This window comes from Leptospira johnsonii, from assembly GCF_003112675.1.
Classification (GTDB): Bacteria; Spirochaetota; Leptospiria; order Leptospirales; family Leptospiraceae; genus Leptospira_B; species Leptospira_B johnsonii.
On sequence record NZ_BFAY01000007.1, the window covers coordinates 100,513 to 119,546 of the forward strand.

The 19,034-nt window shown below is 41.2% G+C and carries 16 protein-coding genes; 5 read left to right on the forward strand and 11 right to left on the reverse strand.

From position 1 onward, the window contains the following. Positions 1-41 precede the first annotated feature (41 nt). Positions 42-1,850, forward strand: a complete 1,809-nt coding sequence (locus LPTSP_RS05925; RefSeq protein WP_108928185.1) for a M23 family metallopeptidase — start codon at positions 42-44, stop codon at positions 1,848-1,850. 16 nt (positions 1,851-1,866) lie between these two features. Beyond that, positions 1,867-2,322 carry a flagellar basal body-associated FliL family protein gene (locus tag LPTSP_RS05930; protein ID WP_108927903.1) on the forward strand — a complete coding sequence of 152 codons (456 nt, stop codon included), beginning with the start codon at positions 1,867-1,869 and terminating at the stop codon, positions 2,320-2,322. A 77-nt stretch (positions 2,323-2,399) separates the two neighbouring features. On the opposite strand, the gene greA is transcribed toward LPTSP_RS05930, so the two are convergent. The 8 genes from greA to LPTSP_RS05970 form a co-directional block, all read right to left on the reverse strand. Beyond that, positions 2,400-5,177: a transcription elongation factor GreA gene (gene greA, locus LPTSP_RS05935; protein ID WP_108927904.1), complete on the reverse strand. Its 2,778-nt coding sequence runs from the start codon at positions 5,175-5,177 to the stop codon at positions 2,400-2,402. 347 nt (positions 5,178-5,524) lie between these two features. Next, a complete protein-coding gene (gene flaA1 / locus LPTSP_RS05940; protein WP_108927905.1) occupies positions 5,525-6,466 on the reverse strand; it encodes a flagellar filament outer layer protein FlaA1 in 942 nt (313 codons plus the stop codon). Between the two features lie 18 nt (positions 6,467-6,484). Beyond that, on the reverse strand, positions 6,485-7,198 hold the full coding sequence (gene flaA2 / locus LPTSP_RS05945) for a flagellar filament outer layer protein FlaA2 (RefSeq protein WP_108927906.1): 714 nt from the start codon (positions 7,196-7,198) through the stop codon (positions 6,485-6,487). Positions 7,199-7,232: 34 nt separating this feature from the next. Beyond that, positions 7,233-7,466: a DNA-binding protein gene (locus LPTSP_RS05950; protein ID WP_108927907.1), complete on the reverse strand. Its 234-nt coding sequence runs from the start codon at positions 7,464-7,466 to the stop codon at positions 7,233-7,235. Positions 7,467-7,797: 331 nt separating this feature from the next. Further along, positions 7,798-8,604, reverse strand: a complete 807-nt coding sequence (locus LPTSP_RS05955; protein ID WP_108927908.1) for a hypothetical protein — start codon at positions 8,602-8,604, stop codon at positions 7,798-7,800. A 6-nt stretch (positions 8,605-8,610) separates the two neighbouring features. Beyond that, positions 8,611-9,723, reverse strand: a complete 1,113-nt coding sequence (locus LPTSP_RS05960) for an LIC10775 family protein (protein ID WP_108927909.1) — start codon at positions 9,721-9,723, stop codon at positions 8,611-8,613. Next, positions 9,720-11,087, reverse strand: a complete 1,368-nt coding sequence (gene radA, locus LPTSP_RS05965; protein WP_108927910.1) for a DNA repair protein RadA — start codon at positions 11,085-11,087, stop codon at positions 9,720-9,722. The genes LPTSP_RS05960 and radA overlap by 4 nt, the downstream gene beginning before the upstream one ends. Then, entirely contained in the window at positions 11,084-11,722 is a 639-nt protein-coding gene (locus LPTSP_RS05970) for a ribonuclease D (RefSeq protein WP_108928186.1), read from the reverse strand. Before LPTSP_RS05970 ends, radA begins: the two co-directional genes overlap by 4 nt. A 106-nt stretch (positions 11,723-11,828) precedes the next feature. On the opposite strand from LPTSP_RS05970, the gene LPTSP_RS05975 reads away from it, so the two are divergent. The 3 genes from LPTSP_RS05975 (at position 11,829) to LPTSP_RS05985 (ending at position 16,160) form a co-directional block, all read left to right on the forward strand. Next, positions 11,829-13,754 (forward strand): glycoside hydrolase family 36 protein, encoded by a 1,926-nt coding sequence (locus LPTSP_RS05975; RefSeq protein ID WP_108927911.1) that lies wholly within the window; start codon positions 11,829-11,831, stop codon positions 13,752-13,754. An 86-nt stretch (positions 13,755-13,840) separates the two neighbouring features. Beyond that, complete coding sequence (locus LPTSP_RS05980; RefSeq protein ID WP_108927912.1) at positions 13,841-14,302, forward strand: putative lipoprotein; 462 nt, start codon at positions 13,841-13,843, stop codon at positions 14,300-14,302. Between the two features lie 100 nt (positions 14,303-14,402). Continuing rightward, positions 14,403-16,160, forward strand: a complete 1,758-nt coding sequence (locus LPTSP_RS05985; RefSeq protein WP_245915481.1) for a hypothetical protein — start codon at positions 14,403-14,405, stop codon at positions 16,158-16,160. Here LPTSP_RS05985 and LPTSP_RS05990 read toward each other — a convergent pair. From LPTSP_RS05990 to LPTSP_RS06000, 3 genes are read right to left on the reverse strand one after another with little or no spacing between them, the layout of a single operon-like run. After that, a complete protein-coding gene (locus tag LPTSP_RS05990) occupies positions 16,149-17,252 on the reverse strand; it encodes a SpoIIE family protein phosphatase (RefSeq protein ID WP_108927914.1) in 1,104 nt (367 codons plus the stop codon). The genes LPTSP_RS05985 and LPTSP_RS05990 overlap by 12 nt on opposite strands. After that, on the reverse strand, positions 17,253-18,068 hold the full coding sequence (locus tag LPTSP_RS05995; protein WP_108927915.1) for a hypothetical protein: 816 nt from the start codon (positions 18,066-18,068) through the stop codon (positions 17,253-17,255). Positions 18,069-18,072: 4 nt separating this feature from the next. After that, positions 18,073-18,981, reverse strand: a complete 909-nt coding sequence (locus LPTSP_RS06000; protein ID WP_174704437.1) for a histone deacetylase family protein — start codon at positions 18,979-18,981, stop codon at positions 18,073-18,075. Between the last annotated feature and the right edge of the window lie 53 nt (positions 18,982-19,034).

The window sequence follows — 19,034 nt, forward strand, 5'->3', positions numbered from 1 at the left end:
TCAGGCTTTACAATTTAAAGGAACCGGATCTGAATTCGCAAATGGGAAAAAATTTCCTAAAACTTTTTCCACAAATCCCTCTTCGATTCGGACTAGTATTTCTTTTGGCATTTCTGCCTGGGGGAGAAAGTAAAGCAGGCGAGACCGGTTCCAAAGTCTCTGCAATTTCTCCCAATCTGAAAACAAACCCTGGCGTTCAAAAAAATGTTTGGGATGATCTCACACCTGAAGTTCTAGCAGATTTGGGAAATCTGGGTTTTCCGATGGAAATGGAAACTCCTATCTCGGGTTCTTATGCAGAATATAGAGTGCATCATCTTCATATGGGCTGCGATTTTAAGACATTTCATACGAATGGGATCTCTGCCATTTCTCCTTTCCAAGGATATGTAGAATCGATCGGCCAATCCACAAAGGGATACGGCTCTAATATTATTTTAAAATCTTCCGGCTCCAACTTAAAAGCAAAGTTTGCTCACCTACTCGATTTCAAAGGATTCAGAAAGGATTTAGACCTACTAAGAGAAGCATTGGCGCTACTCAGTGGTGGAGAATTTCAGGTAAAACTTTCCCCAGGTTCTTACCTTCTACCTAAAGGAGAAAATGTAGCAAGGCTCGGAGAATCCGGAACAGGAGTCAGCCATCTTCATTTTGAATTACATTTACCTAATGGAACCTTAAACCCTCTCCCCTATTTACCTTTGAGAGGAAAAGACAGATATTCTCCCGAACTTTTGTTATTGTACGTGGACTCTGAAGACGGGGTCCAGGCCAGATTAACTTTGGAAAAAAAGGGAGAAGGTAAATTTGCACTTCCAGGGAACCAAAAACTGAATCTTGCCGGAGGTGTCCGTTTTAGATTGGGAGCCTACGACCTAATGACTTCTCGGAACAAAAACAATTTATTCTTTGCAGGGATCTATAAGGACGACGCTCCTTTATACGAAAGATCTTTTAGAGGAATGAGTTATGAAGAAGCAAGGATCCACCACGATATATTCGACTCGAATCGTTCTTCTTTAAATCCTCCTGTTTACGTTTATAATCTATTCCCTGCAAAAGGGCCAAGCATAGATCTTAGGAATTTCGAAACAGGTAGCATTGTCAAACTCACTCTCAGAGCATCCGATCATGCCGGAAATCATTCCATTCTTCCCTTAGAAATAGAAGTTGGAACCGTAAATTCCAAAAAACCATCTATTACAAAAACTGAATTCACTTCCGCAGATGGAATTTTAAAGATCAAAACTCCCCCGAAGACGACTTACGGCCAAGGATCTTTGCTTTTCAAAAAAATAGAAAAACCAGAAGAAGATCTAAAACTTCCGGAAGGACTCAAATCAAAGGCTGCCATTTACGAATTAGAATCTTCTGATCTTTCTTGGGTGGGAGAAGCGGAGCTTACGTGGAGAGGTGCTGCCCTTGGTAAAAAAGACGGGATCTATATCTACGATAAAGCTTCTAAAAAATGGTCGGCATTAAAACAAAAAGGCCAGGTCGGTTTACTCACTAAACTTGGAGCATTGGCGATCCTTACTGACGATGCAAAGCCCGCAGTCAATTATCCATATCTGATCACAAGAAACAGAAGGATCAAGGGCCAGGAAGAAGAAGGTATCGAAGAAAGATTATATACCGTCTCGGATACAGGCTCCGGTTACGCAGGCGGCGCAGAAGTTTTACTGGAAGGAGAAGTTTATCCTAGCGAATTCGATGCGGATCGTAAGATGTTGATCGTCAAATTCCCAAAAAGTTTCGCCGCTTGGAAAAAGTATATGCTACTACAAATCCGGATCAAAGACAGAGCGGGTAACTCTTCTGATTGGTTTACTGATCTGGTGCGGTTTTAAACAGAGGAGATTTTTTATGGACCGAAAACTCAAACGAGTGCTTCTGATCGTAGGTATTGTAATTTTATTCCTAATTGGTGCACGTAATATTCTTTTTTCTGGTGCGTATTTCTTGGCGAGGTTTATCGCTTCTAACCAATACAAACAAGATCCAAGTCAGGATTTAAAAGACCAAGTCTATTATAAGTTTAAAGATTCTTTTAGGATCAACTCCAAAGATTCAAAATCAATAAAATTCAAATTGGCATTTGCATACGGACCGAACCAACCTAAATTAGAAAAAGAGTTAACCGAAAGAACTACTCAGATACGTTCCATAGTGAATCTGATTGTAGCCTCTAAAATTTCGGAAGAATTTCAAAGTATTCCGTCTCAAATAGATCTAAAAGAAGAAATACAGGCCACAACAAATCATATCCTAAGCGACGGCCAAATTTCTGCAGTTCTCATCTCCGATATAGAAATTAGATAAAACTAAGAAGGCATAAAAAAATCCCCGCGATGAAAACACCGCAGGGATTTCCAGATTAGGGAAATATTCCCTTTCTCTTAGTCCTGGTTTTGGAGAGAGTATCTGCTGATTTGCAGAACCTTAAACTTAGTTTCCGCTCCGCCAAGATTTAAAGTAGCATTATCTCCTACCTTTTTACCCAAGAGAGATTTAGCAAGCGGTGACTGGTAAGAAATAATATTTCTCTCAGTATCCGCGTCCCAAGCTCCCAAGATAGAGTAGGTTTGATCCTCGCCACTGGACTCGTTTTTAAGTTTTACAGTGGTTCCGATATTGATACGATCCGTTTTTACGTTGGAAAGATCTAGAACGATAGCTGCCTTTAGTTCGGCTTCCAGTTTTTTGATCTGAGCTTGGAGTTGGACCTGTTTTTCCATGGCGGCTTTGTATTCCGCGTTTTCTCGTAAGTCCCCTCTTTCCTGAGCCTCTCCGATATCTCTGGAGTTTTCCGGCATCTCTACGTTGACCAAATGATCGAACTCTGCTTTTTTTGCGTTCAAAGCACGGCGAGTAACAAGAACTGCGTTTTCTGGAATTCTTGCCAGAACGTCCTCTTCTTCTTCGTCGTCGTCATCTTCTTCCCAGATCAGATCCGGTTTCAGAGTTTGGATAAGAGACATCAGTTTGTCTTTTTCAGTCTCTTCGATATAAGGAACTTCTCTATAAAGAGCGTAAACTTTACGAATATATTCGGAGTCTCCGTTTTGGATTGCCTCGCTGATCACAGCCGCATCATTTCCGAAAAGGATCTCTTGGCAGGTGTTCTTGAGCTTTGTCCCTTTTTCCTCGATTTTGTTGAGAGGTTTTAATAAACGAAGAACTCTCAGGATCAAATCCTGTCTAGAAACATTCATCCATTCTTCTTCCCAAGTTTTGAGAAGGATAGATTTTGCCACCCATAGGAATACTTCAGGATTTTCTTTTGCACGACTAGATGAAGTTTCGATGAATAAGTTTAGTTCAGCAAACTTTCCGTCAGCTTCCAGAACGGAAACAACGTATTTATTATTCTTAACAGGCACTTCGAAGAGAAGACCGACCAAGATATTGACCCAATCAGAATGGGATTTCTTAACTAAGTCCACGAAAGACTTTTTGATATCCAAGTTGCTGATCCTAGAAGAATATTCCAGAACCTCTTCTCTTTTCAGAGACTTAACGAGTTTGGAAACATCATCCAATTTCTGGTATCTTTGGAAATCGTAAGGACTTCCGTCATCACCTTCCATAATAGAAGCGACTTCGTCCAAATACAGATAAGCAACGATCTTACGGAAAGAATCGTGGGTTTGTTCTTCTTCGAAATAATGATGAGCAAAAGTATCGATCGCAGATTCTGCCTCTTCTTTGTTTCTGAGGGCCTCGATCGCGATGTCCAAACGTTTGGCAGGATCAGAGTTCGCGTTGAATTTTTCGGTCAATTCTTCCGCGTAAGTGATCGGTTTCTCTCTATACCAAAGTTCGTCTTTTTTCTTAGGGTTAAAGCCTAGGTTATCTTCTTTTTTGATAACATTCTTAGCTTTGTTCCACCATTTAGACCAATCAGCAGCAGGGATAAATTTTCCTGCGATCTCCGCTTTCATTTCTGCAACCAACATATGGTTTTCGAAAGAAGTTAATAATTCCTTAAAGAACCCAGGAACATCGTTCTCGAATAGAGAAACGACGGAAGCCTTGTCCTCGTAATATCTTACCCAGATATGGTCCCCTTTCAGAGGTTTCAAACTGGTGATCGCCATTTGGATCGAAAGTTTATGGTTCTTTTTATCCTTGAAGTCCACGAAGATAGAATCTCCGTTAGGCGAAATAGAAACGATCTTACCTACTCCCCAGTTCCTATGAAGAACGTAGTTACCGGTATCGAATACGATGTTTCTTTCGAAGTTGGAAATACAGACCTTAACAGGTTTTCTGTTATTTCCTAACTCGGACATTTTTAAGAAATCTTCCAACAAGCTGTGGTTGGCATATTTCAGTTTATAAACTCTAATTAGTTCGTTTCTAGCTTTGTTGGAAACAGGTTCATGATCTAATATCTTTTTCAGAAGATAGATCACTCTGTCCCAATCTTCGGTGATCTTGAATGGATCGACTAAAGGATAAAGATAACCTGCAAGACGGGTCTTTTCACGATGACCTAAAAGGATTCGTTCTATCTTTTCTACGAACTGGATATCATCGTGACTGTTGGCGACAAAGATCGGCCAGATCTCTTCGAACTGTACGTATTCCTTTGTTTTCGCAAAAGTTTCGATCGCCTGTTTTAGATAAGCGACTGCTTTTTCCTTGTTTTCATCAAGAATTGCTAATGCGTATTTTTTAGCGATCTCCGGATTCTTGCGGTCTTGTTTTGCAAGTTTTTCCAGGATAGGCTTCAGCTCTTTGTTCTTTTTTAGTTTTTCAAGAGCTTCTGCTTTGAAACGAAGAGCGTAACGATCCTCTCCGAACTTTAAAATATTGTCAGTGATATGTTCTATGATGACCCATTTGCTGGCTTGTTTGAAAGAATCCAGTAGAGTCTTGAAGTAAGAAGCTGCGTCTATACTTCCTTTTTGGAGTCCGAGTAACCCGAGCATGTATCTTGCAGAAATACTTTCAGGATGATCCGCAAGATGTTCTTCCAATTTTGTTTTGGCTGAATCTATAAGACCGGAAGATTGAAAGGATTCTATAAGATCGTCGTAAATTTTAAATTTAGATGCGGGAATGGAATTTGCGTCCGAGCGTACATAAATCTCCTCGTTGAAAAGAGAAGTCAGCTTGTCCAGTTCGCTGGCAGGCTTAGTTTCCGCGGTTGTCGCAGTTTCGTTAGACATAGGAATTACTCCGCCGACGGGGTCGGCATTCAAAAATAGGTTCGGATGGGCGGTTTTTTTGTCTCTTAAGAGCCCTTTCAGATCAATTATAGCAGCTTAGGCTTATCCGTAAACCAGAATTTGGGCTTAGGCTTGTACAGGAGGCGTTTCGCTGTTACTTAGGTAAGAATTCGGGTGAAAAAGAGCAATTTTCACGCCAAGCCGCTAAGAGAAGAAGGTAGTTTGTTCTTATAAAAATCTCTTTTTTCTTTAAAGCCTTTGCGTGGGAAAAATTTAGAGGAAGGACTAAAATAAAAAAACGCGGGAAGTTCCCGCGTTTTTGTCAGAATCAGATTGAGAGGAAAGGCTTACTTGCCGTTTCCACCACCTTCACATTCTTTCTCTGCTTTCACTTTCAACATCTTATCCAACTTACGTTTAGAGCGGCAGTCATCCGCATCGAAGTCGATAGAAGCTCCGTCGAAGTGAACTTCGAATACGTCAGAAAGAACTCTTAGCTCATCGAAGAAGAGATAAACAGTTTCTCCACTCGTATCGTTACGAGAGCGAATTTTAAATTGTTTGAATACAAGTGTCTTCACCTGAGGGAAAGAGTTTACGTCTTGCGGAACTCCCGGAGGAATTTCAAAAGTAAGAGGTCTCCAACCGATAAAGTCCAGATCTCCGAATTGGAAGATATGAGAATCACCTTTCCAATCTTCTAACCAACCTTCCAAGTTATACTCGTTACCACGACCGCAAACCCAAACGGAAACCGCTTTTACGATCCCAGGGAATTCAACACCATAGATCTTGAATTCTTTTCTTTTGTTGTTCGCATCCAAGTAGGCCATCTTACGAGTGATCTCGTATTCAGGAGTACGAGGAGGACGGATGCTAACCGAGTTGTCTCCAGGGAAAGTGAAGGCGAATTTTATGCCCAAAACTTTTCCGGTTGCTGAGTCTACATTCTTGATGTCTCCAGGCTTTCCGGGAAGAAGTTTAACTTCTCTCAATGCTTGCGCGTTGGAAGCAGTAGCCTGGTATTGCCCCTGTTGTCCTTGAGGAACTTGGGTATCCTTATCGGTAGTAACTTCCCAACCGTAAGGAGCAGAACCCGGAGGATTGTCCCAGGATTCTACAGTGATGGAGCGTAACTCCATTCCACTTACGTCGATACCGGTAGGAGATTCGATCCCGCCTTTTTTCTTTTTGATAAATTGCGCGCTCACGGTCCCAAGTAGAAGGATGGAAGAAATACCTACTGCTATTGCCGCGGTGATTTTAATTTTTTTGCTGAGGTTTTTCATACGTGTCCTACCGAAAGATCACCAATTGTCCTTAATTTCAGAACCAGGATACTTTGTATCAGATTTATCGGCACGAACTTCCAAATCATCCACATAAAAGTAGAAGCCCCCTCCCACTTCATGAACATCCGAGGTCACGAAAATGGAAACGAATCTTAGGTTCTTGTCCAATAATGCAAATCTGGTACTTTGAGGAACGAATCCCGGAACAGTTGCAGTTAACTTTCTCCAACCGAAATAATCCAAGCGGCCCATTCTGATATTATGGGTTTTTCCTCTATAGTCTCTCAGTTTAACGAACAGAGTGTGGCGGAATTTTCTTCCCAGAGCCCAAATAGAGACCTGGCGAGCTTTTCCTTTTACGATATATTCGTGAGGAGGGAAAACTTCTACACGATCGAATCCTCTATCGTTATAATAAGTTTTGATCCCGAGGATATGGTTCTTTTCCAACTGGTCTCCACCATTATCCGGAACAGTATTCTCATCGAATACGTCTCGGATCAGACCTCTTTGAACCATCTTAAGAGTCTTAGTCTCTCCCAGGGGAGTAGTAGACTTAGCTCTCCAGTCTTCGGACTCCTCGAAGTTTTCGAGTATAATTTTCTCGAGGGGATCCGGTGCTTGGCCACCTTGGCCGCCTTGGTTCCCTCCCGCAGGCTGTTGACCGGAAGTTCCGGTAATCGCCAAGAAAAAGAGAACGCTAGCTAATAAGTACGTCTTTTTCCCCATGAGAACATCTCCTAAAGATTTAGTGCAATCCAATCTAATTCTGAGAGGGAGGGATGTCCGTAACTTCCCCATCCTGTATCAGGTCTTGGAATTTACGCAATACCTCGATCATCTTTCCGACACCTTCTGCCGGAATGAATATGGAAGATTTTTTACTATTGGACCATTCGGAAACTTTTAAGTAGTATCCGTTCTCGTTCCGTTTTAGATCTACCAGAAACTTTTTGTTCTGAGTGGCGACCTTCTCCGTTAGGATTTCGGGGTCCAAATAGATTTCTCCTTCCCGTCTCTGTGTATAAATATCGGTAGCCTAAGTTCCAAAATTAGCCAAGTAAAAAGTTTTTTGCGGTTCAGAAGAAAAAATCGAAAGAATTCCCCCCTTAGACCGAAAAGTGGCCTTAAGCCCCGCCCAATTTATGAGACATAATTCGACACTTGAAAGGTTTCGCATGGAGAAGACAGAGCTTATAAGAGATACTGAGGTTTTGCCACACCGAGACACTAAGTCACAGAGAGATTTTTGAGTTTGTAGGAACTCCAACAAAACCAAACCTCCGCGGCTCTGTGCCTCTGTGTGAATATAAACTTCGGACCTCTTTTCAAGCTCCGCGTCTCTTATTCCATACAAGGATCCCAATAATCCAGATATAGTTTAAGGCGAGAAGGCCCGCAAGCCCCAGAACCCCCATATTGAACAAAACTTCTTCCGGATTGGAGATAGGTAGAAGGATCCTTGGGTTTTTGGGCGGATCGAATCCGAATTTTTTGCAAGCTTCTTGGACAGCTTCCGCATAATACGAGTTTAATCCTGCGATATTGGAATGGGACAGAGACTGCCCTACCCTTGCGTTTTGTTTATCCCAATCACATACTTTTTCGGAGAATTGTGGGCAGACCGCCCAGGTGAGGACCTCGTCTCCTTCTTTCCAATCCGAAGAAACCCAAGGCGCCACATGAAAATACAATGTTTTCTTAATAGAACCTGGAGTGGTCTTAGTGACCTGGTATTTGTATAAAAACTTAGAATCTGTGAATCTATAGATATGAGAATTGGAAACACCGCTATCTTTTTGGAAGATGGTTTGCTCTGGGGATTTTAACCCCAGGAAAAAACCGAATGCATGGCTTAAATAAAGAGCGGATACTGGTGCAGATATAAACCCAAGGAACAAGGCGAAGAATATACTATTTCCATAAAACTTGGTCAGCCTCAAGGTGAAGAAGAACATGGGCAGAAATAAAAAACCAAGGCAGGCGATTGTAGAGATCAAGGTTCCGAAAAGCCCGATAGGCAAAAATAGAGCGGCCATTCCGTTAACAAACAGAAGCCCCAAACCCAATAATCTCCAAGGAGGTTCCGGCTTTTTAGGTTTTTGGTTTTCCCAGTTTTTAACTAAGGCAAACATTCCTTCCTATTCTACGACGATAGAGGAAGAAAATCCACTCCAGATTTTTGTGCCAAGGGCTTCTAATTTGCTCGGATAAGCCAAAGAGAATAGTATTCCTCTGGTTCCTCTTAAATAAAATTTTTCCAAAACGATAATCTTGCTCTTACGACCATCTTCTCCCACGAAATCGAAACTTGTTCTATATAGATCGCCTTCTTTTTTGCGAAGGTAATTCCATTCTCTCATCGTTCTGGAATTGATCCCTCTGAGAGAATCCCATACAATATAGTAGTTTTGAGCGTTAAAGATCGAAGGATGAAAATGAAGTGTGGTGCCTATCGTGAATACGATCCGATCCGGTCGAAAGAATAAGATCCCTTCGCTACTCTTTCTATATTCTTTTTCCCAACTAGAAGGTCCTCCTTCCACCGGGAAGTCTTGATAGAATCTATGTACCTGCCAGAGATAATCCGAGTCTTCTCCTGAAAACTCTCTGTCCTCGTCCGGAAATAAATAGGTCAGATCCGGAGGAAGATCCAATGAATATGCAAAGTCGGAACTTCTAATCTTTAAAACTTCAGGTGTCCAGCAGCCGAATGGGTCTGTGAATCTTTGTAGTTCTTTTTCTTTATGAGAATATTGGTCCAAAAATTTTCCCAAAAGTTTTGCGGTTCTTTCATAACCTTCCGGTACCAGTTTTCCGTATCTTAATCGATAACAATACATAGAACCTTTTAAGAGTCGAATGGCAGAATATGGATTTGCATGCTTTTGCAGACTTTCCGCTTCGCTGTAATGCAGATCCAATTCTTGTCTGTTCGGAAATACTTCCCTATAATTCCGATCCAGGATCATTTCCACTTTTCCATCTTTGTAAAAACGATAATTTCTGGATCTTGAATCCGTTTTCCATACATAATGAGCGCTTAAACGAAACGCAGTCTGAAGTCTGTTATAAAGTAGTTCTTCTTTTTTTTCCTGATCTCCAAACCAAGGCTGACGAAGTAGCGGATCCACTTCTTGGGAGAAAGCAGGTGAAACAAAGATCAGCAAGGCGGAAAGCGGAAGGATTGTATATAATAATTTTGTAATATATGAGGCTCGCGCGGACAGATTTGGACAAAACCGAGGTTTCATTTAAAAAGGCCTTCTAGTTCTCTTAGGGCGCTGATCCCCACAATTTCCATTCCAGGTATTTTTTCGAGTTCTGCCAAATTTCCTTTTGGAAGAAATACGGTTTCTATTCCTACACCTTTTAATTCTTTTAAGCGGAGGGAGACCTGTCCCACGGATCGAACTTCTCCGGAAAGACCTACTTCTCCGATGACAGCATATCCTGACTGGACCGGTCTTTCCGTATAACTCGAAAGTATAGAAGCACAGATGGCAAGATCCAATGCGGGTTCGTCTACTTGTAGTCCGCCTGCCAGGTTCCCGAATATATCACATTCTGATAATGTATGTCCCAAGTATTTTTCGATGACTGCTGCAAGCAGGATGAGCCTTCGGGTGTCGGGACCTTCTGCCATTCTTCTTGCCTGAGAATAGTTGGTCCTACTCACTAAGGCTTGGACCTCTACACTGAGTGCGCGGCTTCCTTCTACGACGGAGCTGATGACTGAACCGCTCTTTCCTTCCGTAAGCGAACTGATAAATACTCTTTGTCTGTCTTTTACTTCTTTTAATCCGGATTCCAACATTTCAAAAACAGCAAGGTCTCCTACCGCGCCGAATCTGTTTTTTACGGCACGAAGAAGTCTAAAATAATTCAGCTTGTCCCCTTCGAAGTATAGTACCGTATCGACTAAATGTTCTAACACCTTAGGGCCTGCGATCGCACCATCTTTAGTGATATGACCTGTCATTAAGATCGGAATGCCGGTGCGTTTTGCAGTTTCCAAAAGAACCTGTGTGCATTCCCTGAGTTGTGTAACTGTGCCGGCTTGGTTCGGAAGTGCTTCTCTTGTAAGAGTTTGGATAGAATCTACGAATACCAGATCGGGAGAAACATCCTCGACCATTGCGGAAATATTCTCTGCGTATGTTTCGGAAGAAAGAAGAAGGTTCTCTGATAGAACATTCATCCTTGCGGCTCTGAGCCCGACTTGCGCCGCAGATTCCTCACCGGATATGTATAATATTTTCTTTCCGTTAGAGATCATACTTCTGCTGATCTCTAAGATAAGAGTGGACTTACCTACTCCAGGTTCTCCACCTACTAAGATTAAACTTCCAGGAACAAGTCCCCCGCCTAAAACCAAATCCAATTCGGCAAGACCAGAACTCAGACGTTTTGTATCGTCTTGCGAAATGGAATTTATAGGAACGGGTTCCTTATAAACCGCGGATTTTTTATAACTAGGAGAAGAAGAAAAACGATCCCCTCCCGATTCTTCCACGATCGTATTCCATTTACCGCAGGATTCACATTTGCCTGCCCAACGGGAAAATTCCTGTCCGCAGGATTGGCAAAGAAAGGTTTTGGAAATTTTCTTTTTCAATGTTCGAATAAATTCTCCATTTGGAGCCAATCGATCTGGTTGAATACAGGAAGACATTGGAACGCCTCTTGGGCGAGTTCATATCTTCCTTCTCTGATAAGTATCTGAGTGAGTTTTTGGGAAAGAGATATTAGGAACAAAACATCTCCGGAAGCATAATCGATCTGATCTTTAGTAAGAGTTTTGGCTCCCCAATCGGAAGACTGATTTTTTTTGTCCAAAGTCTCGTCGAAAAATTCTCTGATAATATCTTTCAGGCCATGTCTGTCGGTATAAGTGCGTGCAAGTTTAGATCCAATCTTTGTACAGAAAATCCCTTTGGTCAAAATCCCAAGTCTGTATCTTAAGAACAGAGTATCCATCCTGGCAAAATGGAATACTTTGATAATATCAGGATTTTCGAATAATTTTTTTAGTCTTGGAGCCTCCGTTTGGTTCGGTAGAATTTGAACCAGGCTCACCCTATTTTTAGAATCGCAGATCTGGACCACGCAAAGACGATCTCTTCTGGGATTTAAACCCATCATTTCGCAATCTACTGCCAAATGATCGTCTTCTAAATATTCATTTAGTCTCTCTTCGGAAAGATCTCCCGGAAACAGATCCGGTTTATTGTTCGCGCGGTTAGATGCCATAAAGCCAAAATAATCGAACCAGATCTCAGGTCCGCAAGAAAAGTCTGGGCCCTCCACCGGTTTTTTTCCTTTTCTATCTTTCGAATCCGTAAACCATCGTCCCAGAATGAAAGCAGTTTTGCGAACCCGTATCTATGAAGAAGAACAAAGATCTCAGTTTGAGTTCCCGGCAGGAAAAACCGAGACCAAGAGCGATTGCGGGAATTACAAGTTTTCCTTTAAATTAGTCAAGTCCCAGGGCAAATCCACATACGCTCCCGTTTTAGAATGGATAGCGGAAAGGAGACCTCCTGCAGGTTTGGAACTTTTGACCCTGGAATGGGAACTTCCTTCTCATGGGATCAAAGAAGGTAGGATCTTCCGACATGGATACCAGTCCTGGAGCCTCTCCGCTTCCGAAAATTTAGAAGACGCAGATATTTCGCCTAAGTTAGGATTTTTACAATTCTCCCAAGAAAATATCTATTCAGAGCATTCGGGAGAAGAAGGTGACTGGATCTCAGAGGCCTACGTTATCTTATTACCTAAAAACGAAGACTCCAAATTTTTCGCAGGAGCGGTCTCCAAAGGAGAAGAAGGAGTTAAGTTCAAAATTCTAACTTCACCTTCTTCCAAAAAAAATTCTGACAATTTTTTCAGCGGAGATATTCGAGTGGTTTATGATTTTTACCGCTTCGAAGATTTCAAAGGGAATAAACTCCCTCTTACTCAGATCCGCGTTTCTAAATTTACGGGTGACGAAGCGATCTTTATAAAAAATTATTTTGCTGAACTTGCAAAAAATCTAAAAGTCAAACTTCCGGAAACTCAGGTGCCTACCGGTTGGTGCTCTTGGTATCATTACTATACGAAAATTTCAGAGAAGATCATTCTACAAAATCTGAAAGAACTCAGATCCAAAAACTTAGGCTTGAAAGTTTTTCAGATAGATGACGGTTACCAAGCTGAGATCGGAGATTGGCTGGAAACTAACGATCGTTTTCCGGGTGGGATGGGACTTTTGGCAGAAGCGATCCGTTCCGAAAAATTACTCCCTGGGATCTGGCTTGCTCCATTCTTAGTTCGCAAAAAATCCAAATTTTTCCAAAAATTCCCGGAAGCGGTATTAAAAGATAGAGATGGAAATCCAGTGCCTGCGCTTTGGAATCCGAACTGGGGAGTGGATTATACGTATAGTTTGGATGTGACCCACCCTGCTTCTAAAGAATTTTTAGCCACAGTTTTCAAAACTATCGTAAAGGAGTACGGATACAAATACTTAAAACTGGACTTCTTGTATTCCGCATTATTGCCAGGTTGGACTTACGACCGAAGCGTATCACCTCATACTCGTTATGTGGATGCGATTAAGTTTATCCGAAAAGTGGTCGGAAAAGATATATTCATCCTAGGTTGTGGGGCTCCAATGCTTCCTTCCATCGGACTATTCGATGCGATGAGAATTTCCTGTGATGTAGCGCCTTTCTGGTACAGAGAAAAATCGAGAATACTAGTAAAAGATAGGAACGGACTCTGCACCGAAAGAGCATTGATCAACGATATTACCAGAGCCTCTATGCACAGAACGCTTTGGCTGAACGATCCGGATTGTCTCTTGGTCCGAAAAAAGAAAAACAGCATGACAGAGGCCCAGACAAAGATCATGGCAAGTATCATGTCCGTCTCCGGAGGAATGTTATTCGTTTCAGACGATCTTTCTCTGGTAAATGAAGATCGTTTGGAATTATTACAAAAAAGTTTAGCACTCCAATCCAAATGTAGAGGTAAAACTCCTCTACCGGTTGGGCTTGGGAGCGAATTCTTCCCGAGCGCTCTCTACAATCCTTCCGGTTATTTAGGGATTTGGAATCCAAGCGACGAGAAAAAAGAGATCTCGCTCTCCTTATTCTTTCCTTGGGATAAAAAGAATTCGATAGATTATTGGACCGGAAAGAAACCGGACTCCCTGGAAATAGATTCTCGTAAAAAAATTCTCAAAATTGAAATGGAACCTTGGTCCACAGTGGTCCTATATTCCGGAAAACAAAGTTGACTCTTACTTAAATCAGGGTGAGAATAGACGCGAACGTGTCAGAAACTTTCTTCCAAAATTTGGAAGATCCAAGGCGAGGTACATAGATGAAATTTTTTCACAAAATTCTGGGAATAGGTTTTCTAATATTCGGGATCCTTCTCTCCCAAAATTGTTTTTTAGATACTATTTCAAATTCCATTTCTAAATCTTCGGACTCACTACAAAGTCTTTCCAACGCTATAGTCTCCGTAGTTTCTTCTGTTTCCTCTTCTTCCAAAGACGAAGCTGCAGAAAAAAAAGGATTTAAAAGAGATGTAGAAAACCTAACCGCTTTCTATTTACAAACAGGATCCACTCGTTCTACAGAATTCGAATCCGATCTGGCAGAACTCGCTTCTAAAAACGGAGTGACCAACTGGAAAAATTCCGAAAGCACTTATGTTTCCATCGGAAGAGGACTCAAAAAAGCAGGAGTGGACTCCGAAGGTTTTAAAAAATTTGCGGCAAACGTAAACTCTAAACCTGAGATCGCAAAAGCTTTGGAAAGAGGCTATCTTTCCCTCTAATTTGAGATCGAGTGTGTATAGGCGACCTTTAACAAAAGGTCGCTTACTTCTTCTTTTTTTATTTTTTCCCTTTTTTTCCATCCATTCCCAAGACAGCTATTTGGATTTCATCTATGTGGATGCAAATACAGGTCAATCCAGCGGAGGGCATTCCGCACTTAGATTTGATGATACTGTTATCCATTTCCAATATTATCCTGACGAAATATTCAGAGTAGTCCGTGAATCTTACGAAAGATTTTCCTATTCTTATAATACATACTCTAATCGAACAAGCAAGATTGCACGCGTAGGGATCTCAGAAAAGGATCTGGACAAGATCAGAACCGGTTTTGAAAAATTAGCTCTTATACAATTCAAACATCTTAAAAATTTAGAATCGATTCGATCAGATGTACAATTTCTAAAAGAACTACAAAGACCCGAAAAGAATATAAGAATCAGGACGTTCGGTTATTTCAGAAAAGAGGGAGAAGCCAGATCTATCTCTTACTTAAAGGAAGAACTGAACTCTGCCCTCGGTAAAGGCTGGCTCGGAAAAGTCAGGACCCAGATCAAAAAGGATTTAAACTCCGCGTTCGCTGAGGGAAAATTTACATTATTCTCCGAAGCTCCTTCCGTCCAAAACGGAATATATCCATTTTATAAAGAAGGAATTTCTTCCTGGTTTCTGCCCAGACTAGAAAAACTTTCCGTTTTAGAGATCCTAGATTCGGGATATTCTTTAGATCCGGAGACGATCTTTCTTTCTTCAGGAAAACCTTTAAACGAAGAAGAAAGATCAAAACTGATCTCCCTACGAGACTCTATCAAACTTTCCATAGCCGAACTGATAAAAGAAGAAAATTCCAACTGGGGTCATAGCGTATTAGTCAACCTGGCAAGATTTTTGGTTTTAGAAAAGAGCATCGAAGAAGGAAGACCTTATTTTTTAGTGACCTTCCCCGAATCCGTTTCCCAGATCACTCCTACTACTTGGTCCAAAGACAAAAAAGGAGTCGAAGCAAGTTCTACTTTATTATTAGAAGCTTCTAAAACATACAGAGAAGAAAGAGTAAGATCCGAAAATCTGAACGAAGAAAATTATCTCACCTGGGAAGATTTAGAAAACAGGGACTGGGAATTGAGAACAGGATTAAGCAGAGGAATTTCGATCCGAAATACGTTTGATAGACTTTCCCCAGATCTTTCAGGCAATTTTGTATTTTCGTTTCCGACTCCTGAGAAGGAGCTTATTTTAGAATTCCTAAACCGATCCAAAAAAGAAGAAGAAACATATTATGAGAACCTAAAACGTTTTTACACGTTCAAACTTATCACAAAGAACTGCACCTCCGAAATTTTCGATTCCTTAGAATTTATCCTAAATGAAAAGGAATACCAAAACGTTCTGGGAAAAAGAATAGATCCTCATTCTTCTCTCACATTTATTCCATTTATTGCTTATGATTCAATTACGGAAAAATGGAAAATAAAAGAAGAAACCTTGGAACTTTCTCATAGAAAATCCGCTTTGGAAAAATTGTACGGATCGAGTCCAAAATGGAAAACCTATCTAAAGGAATCTAATGTTTTCAGTTCGAGTATCTATCGACCTAATCCGGACGATCAGATGTTCGTATTTTTTACGGATGATACAGTTCTGCTTAGGCCTGTTTATGGGATCGTAAATTTAGGTTGGGGAATTGGGAATTTTGCCTTGGGGATATTTACTAGCCCATTCGACAAGGGCAAAAGAGCCAAGGATGGACTGCAGTCAGCATTCTTCTCCTTGCCTGAATTAGTATTTTTCAATATTCGAAAAGGCACCTTTCCGAATGCAAAACCGGAACGTTCCGAACGAAAATTAGAGCCTTAAAAGTAGATAACTTGAATCGTCCCTGAACTCTCTAGTCGGCAAGCTTACCTTACTGAAAGTTTGAATTGCTTCTTGGTAATCTTCTATCCCTAAACCTTTTTTGCGTACATCTTCCAATTCCTTGAATAGAGGACTGGAAAGACTATTCAATAGCCCGTCGCTGTATAAGAATAAAACGTCTCCAGCCTCGTAGGGGATCTCATGAGACTCGAACTCCAGATTATCCATGATCCCAAGCAATTGTCCCGATTTTTCGTTCAAAAGTTTTTGGCCCGCTGCTTGGTATAGAACAGGAAAAGGATGACCTCCCCTCGCATAGCAGATCGTCTTTTTTTCCAGATCGATCACAGCAACTGCAGCGGTTAAACTATGAGTCCCTATCTCTTGGGCAAGTTCTAGATTCATTCTTTTCAGAACGTTAGAAGGGTTCTGGTCCTCTTTATACGCTTCTCTTGCAATACTTGTCATGAGAAGTCCGATAAGTCCCGAAGTCACTCCGTGATCCTCGATGTCTCCGAGTAAAACCATTACCTTATTCTCTATTTTAGAAAGAACATAAAAATCTCCGCTAACAAAGGAAGCAGGAGTATTATCCACAGCCACTTCTAAAGGAGAAATTACAGGAACGGAAAGGATCTTTTTTTGGATCTTAGAGGCAAGTCTTAGATCCCGGAGGATATTTTCGTCTCTTGCTTCCTTCTCCTTTAGCAAAGTGTAATAATCCAATGCTCTTTGGACCGCAATGCGCACTGTTTGGAGAGAGAATGGTTTTAAAAGAAAATCGGAAGCCTTATAAGTGAGAGAAGTTACCACATTATTGATATCCCTTTCTCCGGTCATCATGATGACTTGGGTGGCAGGATTCAAATTTTTGAAATAAGGTAGGACGTCCAACCCGCTGGTTTTTGGCATGTGGATATCTAAAAATACGATTGGGTTGGATTCTTTTTCGAAATATTCCTTACCCTTCTCTACTGAATCAAAAAAAGTAGAATTGTAACCTAATTTGGAGAGAAGAATTTCCAGGGCCTCTCCTACGTCCCGATCGTCGTCTATAATAAGAATTTCCGGCTTAATCGTAATTGATGTCATCTAATCGATCCTAGAAAATTCCCTGGTCTCGGAAATTCTGGCAACGATAGAATCATACTGTTCGTCAAACAAGGATTTTTCGAGGTACGGATTGGTTGCGGACACCATTTCTCCGTAACTCCAAGAGTATACTGCAGAGGTTTGGCGATCTAAAATTTTTCCGGAATGGATGGCCCCGGAGAGAGATCTCAGATTTTCTTTTTTAAAACATCTGAGTAGTGCTCTGAATTCTCCCTCTTTTTCAGGAGATAAATATCTGAAATTTTTATGAAATAGAACCGCGTCATGAAAATATTCAGGAATATTAAAAGCCCCAGCTGCTCCGATTTTTCCGGAAACTAATCGGATAAAAGAAGTGATCTCATTCATAATATTCAGACCGGGGTATTCCTGACCTTCGAATAATTTCTTTTTCTCTCCCAATTTTCCGAGTTTCACATTTTGGCTTAAGAGCCAATCGATATAGATCATCGGAAAGGACTCATTGATCTTTTTGAATAAAAAGTCCGAGAACTTGAGGCGCATATGAACTAAAATTTCGTTCTCTTCGGTCTTGATATAGATCCGATTATCCACTTCTGAAATTCCATGAATCTCTAATTTAGTTTTTTTGAATCCTCGAAACTCCAACATTTCGAACATTCCCGACTCGGTCAAAAGTTCGTGGACTTCTTTCACAGAGAATCGATTGAATAATGTATCTTCCATCCCCAAATGGGTTTTGAATTCTCTGTTTACATCTATAAGACCGAGAGCTTCAGGATCGATATAACTCTGGCCGGAGCTGGATTTATCTGAACCGGAAAATATACTCATGTAATTAAATTAAGGAAGCGAAAACTCGTATCGTATTAAAATGGATACGTACAGTATCGTGGAAATTTCTTGCGTAACCGCCCGCAGGCATAACTACCACAGGAATATCCAAAGAATCCGCGAAAGTTTTTACCATTTTATCTCTTGCCTTCAACCCATCAAAAGTAAGCTTCAGATCCCCGAGTGAATCGTCCTCGAAAGGGTCCGCGCCAGCGAAGTAATAGATCAGATCCGGTTTGAATTCTTTCCGGATCTTTTCCAAACCTTCCCCCAAACGAGAAAGATAAGTTTTATCTCCTGTCCCGTTTTCCAAAGGTATATCCAGATTGGACTTCTCTTTTTTAGGATATAACTCTTCTTGGTGTATGGAAAAAGTCCAAACTGACGGATCACCTTGGAAAATTCTCGCATTTCCGTTTCCTTGGTGAAGATCCAAATCTATAAATAAAACCTTTCGTTCCGGATATTTTTGCAGATAAAGTTTCGTCGCGATGGCTGCGTCGTTCAGATAACAGAAACCTTCTGCTCGGTCCGGCATACTGTGATGAAACCCGCCCCCGATATGATACACGTATTTATAATTTTCTGTCATCTCTGTCGCAAGAATGGTCCCTCCCACTCCGAGGCAAAAACTTCTGACCATGTTTTGGTTGAGGGGAAGCTCCGAATACATGGTTCTATCCGTATATCTTAAATTCATAAAATCGGAAATGAATTCAGGAGTATGAACTAGGCTTAATTCTTCCTCTCCGACCGGGGCCGGTTGAAGGGCAGGCAAAGAAGAAAGTTTAGGATCTTCCTTGACTAGATTGTATATCATTGCGTATTTACGTGCGGGGAATACATGAGGACCAAGATCCATATTGTATTCCGGATGATAAACTAGGGCGAGCCGTTCTAACTGTTGGCGCAATTGGGTGTGCCTTTTTTTTCCCAAGCTTACCCTTCCGTTTCGCCCCGTAAAGA